Annotated in this window: 8 protein-coding genes; 2 read left to right on the top strand and 6 right to left on the bottom strand. The window is 69.9% G+C overall.

Going from position 1 to position 11,019, the window contains the following annotated elements:
- Positions 1-199: 199 nt before the first annotated feature.
- The 4 genes from glgX to glmS form a co-directional block, all read right to left on the bottom strand.
- Positions 200-2,398: a glycogen debranching protein GlgX gene (gene glgX / locus HMPREF2833_RS04640; protein ID WP_019309619.1), complete on the bottom strand. Its 2,199-nt coding sequence runs from the start codon at positions 2,396-2,398 to the stop codon at positions 200-202.
- An 84-nt stretch (positions 2,399-2,482) separates the two neighbouring features.
- Entirely contained in the window at positions 2,483-4,147 is a 1,665-nt protein-coding gene (locus HMPREF2833_RS04645) for a bifunctional ADP-dependent NAD(P)H-hydrate dehydratase/NAD(P)H-hydrate epimerase (RefSeq protein ID WP_070636803.1), read from the bottom strand.
- Positions 4,140-4,511 (bottom strand): holo-ACP synthase, encoded by a 372-nt coding sequence (locus HMPREF2833_RS04650; protein ID WP_070636804.1) that lies wholly within the window; start codon positions 4,509-4,511, stop codon positions 4,140-4,142. Before HMPREF2833_RS04650 ends, HMPREF2833_RS04645 begins: the two co-directional genes overlap by 8 nt.
- A 364-nt stretch (positions 4,512-4,875) precedes the next feature.
- The gene (glmS, locus tag HMPREF2833_RS04655; RefSeq protein WP_059281416.1) at positions 4,876-6,759 is read right to left on the bottom strand and encodes a glutamine--fructose-6-phosphate transaminase (isomerizing); all 1,884 of its coding nucleotides are present in this window, start codon (positions 6,757-6,759) and stop codon (positions 4,876-4,878) included.
- 74 nt (positions 6,760-6,833) lie between these two features.
- Between glmS and coaA the strand changes: the two genes are divergently transcribed.
- Together coaA and mscL are read left to right on the top strand one after the other, a co-directional pair.
- Entirely contained in the window at positions 6,834-7,790 is a 957-nt protein-coding gene (coaA, locus tag HMPREF2833_RS04660; RefSeq protein WP_019309623.1) for a type I pantothenate kinase, read from the top strand.
- Positions 7,791-7,902: 112 nt separating this feature from the next.
- Positions 7,903-8,337, top strand: a complete 435-nt coding sequence (gene mscL / locus HMPREF2833_RS04665) for a large conductance mechanosensitive channel protein MscL (protein ID WP_019309624.1) — start codon at positions 7,903-7,905, stop codon at positions 8,335-8,337.
- Positions 8,338-8,424: 87 nt separating this feature from the next.
- Here mscL and glmM read toward each other — a convergent pair whose 3' ends face one another.
- Positions 8,425-9,780 carry a phosphoglucosamine mutase gene (glmM, locus tag HMPREF2833_RS04670; RefSeq protein ID WP_019309625.1) on the bottom strand — a complete coding sequence of 452 codons (1,356 nt, stop codon included), beginning with the start codon at positions 9,778-9,780 and terminating at the stop codon, positions 8,425-8,427.
- Between the two features lie 45 nt (positions 9,781-9,825).
- On the bottom strand, positions 9,826-10,866 hold the full coding sequence (ppk2, locus tag HMPREF2833_RS04675) for a polyphosphate kinase 2 (protein ID WP_070636805.1): 1,041 nt from the start codon (positions 10,864-10,866) through the stop codon (positions 9,826-9,828).
- Positions 10,867-11,019: the final 153 nt, after the last annotated feature.

Here is an 11,019-nt window from a genome sequence, read left to right on the forward strand (position 1 = left end):
GCCGGGGCCGGGGTCCCGGTGCTCGGGATCCCCGGGACGTGGGTCCCCGGCATCCGGGGTGTGGCACGCCGTCCCCGGGAGCGAGGCACGCCGGCACCCGGAACGGCGAACGCGCCACCCCGCACGGGGTGACGCGTTCGGCACACTCACTGCCGGTCGCCGCCCGGGGATTCGGAGCGGGCGGCGGTCCTGGGCAGTGTCAGGGCAGGTCCGGGGTCTCGGCGTACACCGCCGCCGACGCCGCCACGGACGCGGCCACCGAGGCGTCCGGTTCCTCCTCGGGCTCCTCCCACGCGCGCAGCAGCACGGTGGACTTGCCGTCCATCTGCAGCACGCTGGAGTGCTCCCGCACATCACCGTCCGAGTGCCGGCCGGCGGTGTCCAGGATCTCCTCCCACTTCAGGCCGTACTCGGCCGGGGGCAGGGTCACGTCCACGGGCTCCGGATTCGAGTTGAAGTACACGATGAAGTTGTCGTCCGTGATCCGGCGGCCACGCATGTCCACGCCCGCGATGCCCTCACCGTTGAGCCACATGCCCACGGCGCGGGCCAGGGGCTCGTCCCAGTCGGCCGGGACCATGGGCGTGCCGTCGGTGTTGAGCCACGCGATGTCCGGCATGGCATCGCCCTCGCCCAGCTCCCCCATGTCCACGGGGCGGCCGTCGAAGAACTGCGAGCGCCGGAACGTGGGGTGCTCGTGGCGCAGCCGGGTGATGGCGGCCGTGAACTCGATCAGCGGCCCGTCCACCTTCTCCCAGTTGATCCACGTGAGTTCGTTGTCCTGGCAGTACGTGTTGTTGTTGCCCTTCTGGGTGCGCCCCAGCTCGTCCCCGTGCAGCAGCATGGGGGTGCCCTGCGACAGCATCAGGGTGGCCAGGAAGTTGCGCTGCTGACGGGCGCGCAGAGCCAGCACCTCGGCGTCGTCCGTGGGGCCCTCCTCCCCGCAGTTCCACGAGCGGTTGTGGGACTCGCCGTCGTTGTTGTCCTCGCCGTTGGCCTCGTTGTGCTTCTCGTTGTAGGAGACCAGGTCCCGCAGCGTGAAGCCGTCGTGGGCGGTCACGAAGTTCACCGAGGCGAACGGGCGGCGGCCGCTGTTCTCGTAGAGGTCCGCGGAGCCGGTGACGCGGGACGCGAACTCCCCCAGCGTGGCGGGCTCGCCGCGCCAGAAGTCGCGCACGGTGTCCCGGTACTTGCCGTTCCACTCGGTCCACTGCGGTGGGAAGTTGCCCACCTGGTAGCCGCCGGGGCCGATGTCCCAGGGCTCCGCGATGAGCTTGACCTGCGAGACGATCGGGTCCTGCTGCACGAGCTCGAAGAACGTGGAGAGCTTGTCCACGTCGTAGAACTCCCGCGCGAGCGTGGCCGCGAGGTCGAAGCGGAAGCCGTCCACGTGCATCTCGGTGACCCAGTAGCGCAGCGAGTCCATGATGAGCTGCAGCGAGTGCGGGTGGCGCACGTTGAGCGAGTTCCCCGTGCCCGTGTAGTCCATGTAGAACTTGTGGTCGTCGTCCACGGTGCGGTAATACGCGTTGTTGTCGATGCCCTTCATGGACAGCGTGGGGCCCATGTGGTTGCCCTCGGCCGTGTGGTTGTAGACCACGTCCAGGATGACCTCGATGTCCGCCTGGTGCAGGGCCCGGACCATGGCCTTGAACTCCTGCACCTGGCTGCCCAGGTGGGAGGCGGCGCTGTACTCGTTGTGCGGGGCGAAGAACGCGATGGTGTTGTAGCCCCAGTAGTTGCGCAGGTCCTTCTCCAGCAGCGTGGAGTCCTGCACGAACTGGTGCACGGGCATGAGCTCCACCGCGGTGACGCCCAGCTTCTTGAGGTGGGCGATCACGGACGGGTGGGAGACCCCCGCGTAGGTGCCGCGCTGCTCCTCGGGAACCTCGGGGTGCTGCTCCGTGAGCCCCTTGACGTGCGCCTCGTAGATCACGGACTTGTGGTACGGCGTGTGGGGGGTGCGGTCGCCCTCCCAGTCGAAGAACGGGTTGATCACCACGGCCTTCATCATGTGCGGTGCGGAGTCCTGGTGGTTCTCGGAGTCCTCGTCGCCGAAGTTGTAGGAGAACAGGGACTCGTCCCAGTCGATCCCGCCCTCCACGGCCTTGGCGTAGGGGTCCAGCAGCAGCTTGTCGGGGTTGCAGCGCAGCCCCTGGGCGGGGTCCCACGGGCCGTGCACGCGGTAGCCGTAGCGCTGGCCGGGCTGGACCGCCGGGAGGTAGCAGTGCCACACGTAGCTGTCCACGGCGGTGACCTCAACGCGGGTCTCCGTGCCGTCCTCGTCGAACAGGCACAGCTCCACGCGGTCCGCGACCTCGGAGAAGATCGCGAAATTGGTCCCCGTGCCGTCGAACGTGGCGCCCAGTGGATACGGGTGTCCGGGCCAAACTTCCATGTGGTTCTCCTCAAGGTGTGGTGGGGCCGAGTGCGGGTCCCCCGCCCTCGGCCAACCTCCCACCTTAGTCGCTCCGGGGCCTGCTCAGGGACGCGTGAGGACCGTGCGCACATTCTCGGCGAGCACGGACGGGGGCACGGGGCCCTCCCCGTGGGCACGCGAGGCGAGCGCGTGCAGGCCGGCTCCGAGCGCCGCGGCCGTGGCCCACCGGCCGTCCCCGCACGCCCACGGGCCCAGACCCGCCAGGGCATCCGGGTGCTCGGCCACGTGGGCGAGCACGGTCCCCAGGATTCCCGCGAGCGTGTCCCCGGACCCGGCGGTCGCGAGCCACGGGCTGGCCCCGCCCACGCTGAGGCACAGGCACTCAGAATCCTCCGGGGATCCCGTGGCACCCACCGGTGAGGCGATCACCGTGGTGGCGCCCTTGAGCAGCACGGTGGCCCCGGTCACGCGGGCGGCCTCCCTGGCCCAGCGCAGAGGGTTCGCCTCGATGGCCGTGCGCTCGACCCCCGACTCGCACAGCCCGAAGCCGTGCAGCCACTCGAAGATCTGGGACAGCTCCCCCGCGTGCGGGGTGAGGATCTTGTGCGGGCCCAGCCGGGCGTCCGCGACCGAGCGGGCGGCGGCGTCGAGCGCCCCGGCGTCCAGCACGGCGGGCTCCGCGGCCTCGATCACGGCCTCGACACGGGCCGCCTGGGCCTCGTCCCCCACCACGCCGGGGCCCGCGAGCCATGCCTGGACGTGCACGTCCCACGGCTGGTCGTCGGAGCACACGACCTCGGGGCTGCGGGCGAGCACCATGGCGCGCGCCGTGGAGTCCCCCAGGAAGCGGACCATGCCCGCGCCGGCGTTCACCGCGGCCTGGGTGCACATGATGGCCGCGCCCGGATAGCTCGGCGCGCCGGCCACGACGCCCAGCACCCCGCGCGTGTACTTGGTGTCGGTGGCCCCGGGCCGCGGCCACGCGGCGAGGACGTCGCGGGCCTCGAGCCGGTGCACCGCCGCAGAGCCCAGCTGGTCCTCGATGCCGATCGGCACCACCGTGAGTGATCCGGCGGCCTGTTCGCCCGGGGAGACCACGTGCCCGGTCTTCGCGCCCCCGAACGTCACGGTGGCGTCCGCACCCAGCACGGGCTCCGGCGTCTCACCGGTGTCCGCCGAGACGCCCGAGACGATGTCGCACGCCACCACCCGGGGACCGCTGCGCTCCCCGCGCGCGTCCGCGTCCCGTTGTTCCTCGAACGCTCGCACCAGGTCTGCGACCGGTCCGCGGAGTCCGCCGCTCGCGCCGGTGCCGAGAACCGCGTCCAGCACGAGGTCCACCGAGTGCAGCAGGGCCGCCGCTTCGGTCACGCGGAGGGGATCCGCCGCCTCCGTGCCTCCGATTGGTTCGGCCCTGCCCTGCGGGTCGTCCCCGACCAGCCGCATGACGACGCCGCCCGCCCGGGTGAAGGCCGCCAGTCCCGCCTCGTGAGCGCGCGAGCCCGTGAGCACGGCCACCACCGACACCCCGCGACGACGCAGGAACGTCCCCGCCCACAGTCCGTCCCCGCCGTTGTTGCCGGTGCCCACGAGCACCACGACCCTGCGTCCCGCGAGTGTGCCCCGGCGGGTGTGCCCGCGCAGCTGCTGCTCGCACTCGCGCGCCAGGCCCAGCGCCGCGCGGCGCATCAGCTCGTCCCCCCACCCCTCGTCCAGCAGCGGCTGCTCCGCCGCGCGGACGGCGGCGCCGGAAAATCCGTCAATCATGGTTCGTCCCTCCCTGCCCCTCCGCCACGACGAACGCCACGGCCATGCCGCCGTCGTGGGAGATGCTCACGTGCCAGGTCCGCACACCGCGTGCGCGCTGCTCCCGTTCCACGGTGCCCGTGGTGTGCAGCCGGGGCGCTCCGTGGGGGTCGTTGGTGACCCAGCAGTCCTGCCAGATCATGCCGGGCGGCGCGTTCAGCGCCTTGGCCGCGGCCTCCTTGACGGCGAACCTCGCCGCGAGGGACCGCGGGGCGAGCTCCCGCTCGTGCGGCACGAACAGCCGTTCCCGCAAGCGGGGAGTGCGCTCGAGCTGCCGCTCGAAGCGCGCGATGTCCACGATGTCCACGCCGGTGCCCACGATCATGCCGCCAGCCTAGCGGCGCGCTCCGACCCCCTGAAGGTGCTGCACGTGGCCGTGCCAGACCCGCGGGGGCGGCCCCGCCGGCGGTGCGGGTGCGGCGACGTCCGGGGCTGCCGGGCCCGGCTCGCTCGGGCGGCCCGCCCCCGCTCGGTGGCCGCGCGGCGTCGTCGTGCCGGGACCCCGGCGGCCGCTCCACGCCCCCCGTCCTTCGACCTGCCGCCCTCAGCACGCCGCGTCCTGGCCCCCGGAACTCTGGAGGCCGCCCGGCCGTGGAGCGCGTGCCCGCGGCCACCGCCCCGGGAACGACGACGGCGGGTGGCGCCCCCGTGAAGGGGCACCACCCGCCGTGCGCTGGAACCTGGTGCGGCTACTCGACCGTGACGGACTTGGCCAGGTTGCGCGGCTGGTCCACGTCGTAACCCTTGGCTCCCGCGAGCTCGCACGCGAAGATCTGCAGGGGCACCGTGGCCACGAGCGGCTGCATGAGCGTGGGGGCCTCGGGGACGTAGAACACGTGGTTGGCGAACTCGCGCACGGCCTCGTCACCCTCCTCGGCGATCACGATGGTCTCGGCGCCGCGGGCGCGGATCTCCTGGATGTTGGAGACCACCTTGGCGTGCAGCGAGTCCCGCCCGTTCGGCGAGGGAACGATCACGATGACGGGCTGGCCCTGGTCGATCAGGGCGATGGGCCCGTGCTTGAGCTCACCCGCGGCAAAGCCCTCCGCGTGGATGTAGGCGATCTCCTTGAGCTTGAGGGCGCCCTCCATGGCCACAGGGAAGCCCACGTGGCGCCCCAGGAACAGCACGGACTCGGCGTCCTTCATGCTCGTGGCGAGCTCCTTGACCTGCGGCTCCACCTCGTCCAGCACCCGCTGGATCTTCCCCGGCATGGCCTCCAGCTCGGACAGCAGCGTGGCGATCTCGTCCTTGAACTTGTTGCCCCGCAGCTGTGCGAGGTACAGGCCCAGCAGGTAGGCGGCCGTGATCTGGGCCAGGAATGCCTTGGTGGAGGCCACGGCGATCTCGGGGCCGGCGTGCGTGTAGAGCACGGCGTCGGCCTCACGCGGGATCGTGGAGCCGTTGGTGTTGCAGATGGCCACTACCTTGGCGCCCTGCTCCTGCGCGTGGCGCACCGCCATGAGGGTGTCCATGGTCTCCCCGGACTGGGACACGGCGACCACCAGGGTCTTCTCGTTCACGATCGGGTCGCGGTAGCGGAACTCGTGGGCCAGCTCCACCTCGGTGGGGATCCGGCACCAGTGCTCGATGGCGTAGCGCGCCACCTGGCCGGCGTAGGCCGCCGTGCCGCACGCGATCACCACGATCTTGTCGATCGAGCGCAGCAGGGACTCGTCGATCTTGATCTCGTCCAGCGTGAGACGGCCGTTCTCGTCCAGGCGCCCGAGGAGGGTGTCCGCCACGGCGGAGGGCTGGTCGTGGATCTCCTTCTCCATGAAGGAGGGGTAGCCGTCCTTCTCGGCGGCGGCGGCGTCCCACTCGATGTCGAAGGGCTTGCCCTCGGCGGGGTTGCCGTGGAAGTCGACGATCGCGTAGTCCTCGGCGGTGATGGTGACGATCTGGTCCTGGCCCATCTCCACCGCACGCTTGGTGTAGTCGATGAAGCCGGAGACGTCCGAGCCCAGGAAGTTCTCGTGCTCGCCCAGGCCGATCACGAGCGGGGAGTTGCGGCGGGCCGCGACCACGCGGTCCGGGACGTCCGCGTGGACGGCCAGCAGGGTGAAGGCACCCTCCAGCCGACGGCAGGTGTCCTGCATGGCGACCGTGAGGTCCTTGTGCTCGGGGTCCTGCGCGTCGTAGGTGCGGGCCAGCAGCACGGCGGCCACCTCGGTGTCCGTCTCGGACACGAAGGTCTCGCCCTGGGCGGCCAGCTCGCGCTTGATCTCGCTGAAGTTCTCGATGATGCCGTTGTGGATCATGGCGAGCTTGCCGCCGTCTACCACGTGGGGGTGCGCGTTGACGTCCGAGGGGCCGCCGTGGGTGGCCCACCGGGTGTGCCCGATCCCGATCGTGGACTCGGGCAGAGGATCCGCCTCGAGCTCGCCGATCAGGTTGCTGAGCTTGCCCGCCTTCTTGCGGTACTCCACGTCGTGATCCGCGATCACGGCGACCCCGGCGGAGTCGTACCCGCGGTACTCGAGGCGGCGGAGCCCCTCGAGAATGACGTCCAGTGCGCCGTGCGACCGACCGTCAACGCCCTTTGAGCCCACATATCCCACAATTCCACACATGAAGATGCATTCTACCGGAAACGCCATCCCGCATGTGCGTGGCACCACGGCCTCGGGCCTACACTGGTCCGAGCATGAGCACCCAGCCCACCACCCAGCGCGTCTCTCCCTTCGTGGAGCTGGACCGACAGACGTGGTCCAGACTCTCGCACGAGATCGACGTCCCCCTCACCGCGCAGGAGATCGAGAACCTGCGCGGTCTCGGCGACCGCCTGGACGTGGACGAGGTGCGGGAGGTCTACCTCCCCCTCTCCCGCCTGCTCACGCTCTACGACATGTCCTCCACGCAGCTCAACGCCGCGACGAACTCGTTCCTGGGTGAGCACCACGCACGAACACCCTTCGTGATCGGGATCGCCGGCTCCGTGGCCGCGGGGAAGTCCACCACCGCCCGCCTGCTGCGCGAGATGCTCTCCCGGTGGCCCTCCACCCCCAACGTGCAGCTGGTCACCACCGACGGCTTCCTCCACCCCAACGCCGAGCTGCGGCGCCGAGGGCTGATGGACCGCAAGGGGTTCCCCGAGTCCTACGACCGGCGAGCGCTGCTGCGTTTCGTGGCCGAGATCAAGTCGGGCGCGGCCGAGGTCCGCGCACCCAAGTACTCCCACGTCACCTACGACATCCTCCCGGACGAGGAGGTGGTGGTGACCCGCCCGGACGTCGTGATCGTGGAGGGCCTCAATGTGCTCGCACCCGCCAAGCTGGAGAGCGGCAACCGCACCGCCCTGGCCCTGAGCGACTTCTTCGACTTCAGCATCTACGTGGACGCCCGCACCAGTGACATCGAGCGCTGGTACGTGGAGCGCTTCCAGGCCCTGCAGTCCTCGGCGTTCGCCGATCCCGACTCCTACTTCCACCGCTACGCGAACCTCACCGACGACGAGGCACGGGACGTGGCCACGGACATCTGGCACCGGATCAACGAGCCCAACCTGGAGCAGAACGTGCGCCCCACCCGGGGGCGGGCCCGCCTGATCCTGTCCAAGGACCACGACCACAAGATCCGACGGGTGCTGCTGCGCAAGAACTGACCGCCTCGCGTCGGAACCCGGTTCACCCGCCCACCGTTGTGCGACCGTGATGGTCACCGCTTGTCACCTATCGATTTCTTCCTTTCCGAAACCTGTGTGTACGCTGAGCGGCATGTTCAATGGTTTCAAGGAATTCATCATGAAGGGCAACGTGATGGATCTCGCCGTTGCCGTCATCATCGGCGCGGCCTTCTCCCAGATCGTCAACGCCCTCGTGGAGAGCGTGCTCATGCCCGCCATCTCCGCCCTCGTCGGGTCCCCCAACTTCGACGACTTCGCCGTGGTCACGCTCAACGGCAACGACCTCAAGTTCGGTGTGCTGCTCACCGCCGTCGTCAACTTCCTGCTCATCGCCGCCGCAGTGTACTTCTGCATCGTGATGCCCATGAACAAGATGATCGAGCGCCGCAACCGCCGTCTGGGCATCGAGCCCGCCGCGGAACCGGCCGATCCCAACACCGTGCTGCTCACCGAGATCCGCGACGCCCTGGCTGCCAAGCCCGGCACCGCGGGCACCGAGGGCCGCCACTCCGGTCCCGCCGTCTGACCCACCCGTCCCTTCTGAGAACGAGGGCCCCGCATCCGTGACGGATGCGGGGCCCTCGTTCATCTCGGCACACGCCGTGCGGGGCGCTCAGCCCTGGAGGCTCAGGTGCTCCTCGACCACGGCCACCAGCTGCTCCGCCTCGCGCTGGGCGTCGTCGTGGGTGGCGGCCTCCACCATCACCCGGACCACAGGCTCGGTGCCGGACGGACGCAGCAGAACACGCCCCTCCGCCCCGAGCCGCTCCTCGGTGCGGGCCACGGCCTCGAGGACCGGCTCACTGGTCTTGGCCGCGGCCTTGTCCACGTTCTTCACGTTGATCATCACCTGCGGCATCCGCGTCATGGTGGTGGCGAGCTCCTGCAGCGGCATGCCCGTCTGCGCCACGCGGGAGGCCAGCATGAGCCCCGTGAGCAGACCGTCACCCGTGGTGGCGTAGTCCGCCATGATCACGTGGCCGGACTGCTCGCCACCCAGGTTGTAGCCGTTGGCCACCATGGACTCCAGGACGTACCTGTCCCCCACCGAGGCCCGCACCAGGGTGATCCCGGCCTCGTCCAGGGCCAGCTGCAGACCCAGGTTGCTCATGACCGTGGCCACCAGCGTGTCCTGGTTCAGCCGCCCGGCCTCCTTCATGGCAATCGCCAGGATGCACATGATCTGGTCGCCGTCCACCTCCGTGCCCGTGTGGTCCACCGCGAGGCAGCGGTCGGCGTCGCCGTCGTGCGCGATGCCGAGGTCCGCCCCGAGTTCACGAACCGCCTGCTTCAGCGGACCGAGGTGGGTGGAACCCACACCGTCGTTGATGTTCAGCCCGTCCGGTTCCGCACCGATCACGTGCACCGTGGCGCCCGCGTCGCGGAAGGCGTCCGGGGACGCCCCAGACGCCGCGCCGTGCGCGCAGTCCAGCACGATCGAGAGCCCGTCCAGCCGGTGGGGAATGGCTCCCACCAGGTGCAGGATGTAGCGGTCCTCGGCGTCGGACAGCCGTGTCACGCGGCCCACGTCGGCACCTGTGGGGCGCACGAAGTCCTTGGCCTCGTAGACCTGCTGGATGGTGTCCTCCACGGCATCCGGCAACTTCTTGCCCCCGTGGGCCAGGAACTTGATGCCGTTGTCCGGCGCCGGATTGTGGGACGCGGAGATCATCACACCGAAGTCGGCGTCGATGTCGCCCACAAGGTAGGCCGCAGCCGGGGTGGGCAGCACCCCGGCGTCGTACACGTCCACGCCGGAGCTCGCGAGCCCTGCGGTGACGGCGGCGCCGATGAACTCGCCGCTCGCGCGACCGTCCCGTGCCACCACCGCGGTGGGCCGTCTGCCCTCGGGTGCGTGGCGGTGTCCCAGGACGATTGCCGCGGCCTGCGACAGTTCCATGGCCAGTTCAGCTGTGAGGAGGCCGTTCGCGAGACCGCGGACGCCGTCCGTTCCAAAGATTCTAGACATCGCAGATCATCCTACGGCCATCCGGCCGGTTGCAGCCGCACCCCGTCAGTCCTTCCCGGGGCGAACCACGGGAAAGCCGTCGGGGTTGGTGCCGTTGTCGTCGGTGAAGTCCGTGGCCCCGCCCACGATCTTGGAGTCCACGTCCCCCACGAGCGCGCGGTCCTTGTTGGGGTAGTCGAACTGCGTCAGGACGTGACGCATGGCCTCCAGGCGGGCCCGCTTCTTGTCGTTGGACTTGATCACGGTCCAGGGCGCGTCGCCGGTGTCCGTGTAGAAGAACATGGCTTCTTTCGCCTCGGTGTAGTCGTCCCACTTGTCCAGGGAGGCCACATCCGTGGGCGAGAGCTTCCACTGGCGCACGGGGTCCGTGCGGCGGGACTGGAACCGTGCGAGCTGCTCGGCCCGGGTCACGGAGAACCAGAACTTGATCAGGTGCGTTCCGGAGTTCACGAGCATGCGCTCGAATTCGGGGGCCTGGCGCATGAACTCGTAGTACTCCTGGGAGGTGCAGTAGCCCATGACGCGCTCCACGCCCGCGCGGTTGTACCAGGAGCGGTCCATGAGCACGATCTCCCCACCGGAGGGCAGGTGCTGCACGTAGCGCTGGAAGTACCACTGCGTCTGCTCGATGTCCGTGGGCTTCTCGAGCGCCACCACCCGCGCCCCGCGGGGGTTCAGGTGCTCCGTGAAGCGCTTGATCGCGCCGCCCTTGCCCGCGGCGTCGCGCCCCTCGAAGATGATGAGCAGCTTCTGCCCGGTCTCCTTGATCCAGAGCTGGAGCTTGAGGAGCTCGATCTGCAGCGCGCGCTTGGTGCGCTCGTAGTCCTTGCGGGAGAGCTTTTCGTCGTACGGGTAACCGATCGTCCAGGCCTGGGAATCCCCCGCGCCGGTCGTCTTGTGGAGCTTCCTGTCCAGCTCGGAGATCTCGTCCAGTTCGGCCGCGTAGTCCTCCACCACCGACACCCGGTGCTGCTCCTTCTTGAGCGCCTCGTCCACCGCGCTGTCCTGCTCGGCGTGCCTCGCCGCCTCGTTCTCTGCCTTCGCGATGATCGCGTTCTCCTGCTGCTGCTCCGGTTGCTTGCTCATGCGGGCCCTCTCGTGACGGTGCGGTGGGAGCGGCGGTGCTCCACTTCACACTTTACGCCCGCGTCACGCGCCGGTTACCCGCGCAACACCGGGCACGACGACGCCGCGCCCGCCCGCGCGCCCCCCCCCCCCCCCCCCCCCCCCCCCCCCCCC

The sequence above is a fragment of the Kocuria sp. HMSC066H03 genome, from assembly GCF_001812045.1.
GTDB lineage: Bacteria > Actinomycetota > Actinomycetes > Actinomycetales > Micrococcaceae > Kocuria > Kocuria rhizophila.

Bases quoted from the DNA above. Each gene is read 5' to 3' on its own strand.
- glgX (WP_019309619.1), bottom strand. From the start codon at position 2,398: ATGGAAGTTTGGCCCGGACACCCGTATCCACTGGGCGCCACGTTCGAC.
- HMPREF2833_RS04645 (WP_070636803.1), bottom strand. From the start codon at position 4,147: ATGATTGACGGATTTTCCGGCGCCGCCGTCCGCGCGGCGGAGCAGCCG.
- HMPREF2833_RS04650 (WP_070636804.1), bottom strand. From the start codon at position 4,511: ATGATCGTGGGCACCGGCGTGGACATCGTGGACATCGCGCGCTTCGAG.
- glmS (WP_059281416.1), bottom strand. From the start codon at position 6,759: ATGTGTGGAATTGTGGGATATGTGGGCTCAAAGGGCGTTGACGGTCGG.
- coaA (WP_019309623.1), top strand. From the start codon at position 6,834: ATGAGCACCCAGCCCACCACCCAGCGCGTCTCTCCCTTCGTGGAGCTG.
- mscL (WP_019309624.1), top strand. From the start codon at position 7,903: ATGTTCAATGGTTTCAAGGAATTCATCATGAAGGGCAACGTGATGGAT.
- glmM (WP_019309625.1), bottom strand. From the start codon at position 9,780: ATGTCTAGAATCTTTGGAACGGACGGCGTCCGCGGTCTCGCGAACGGC.
- ppk2 (WP_070636805.1), bottom strand. From the start codon at position 10,866: ATGAGCAAGCAACCGGAGCAGCAGCAGGAGAACGCGATCATCGCGAAG.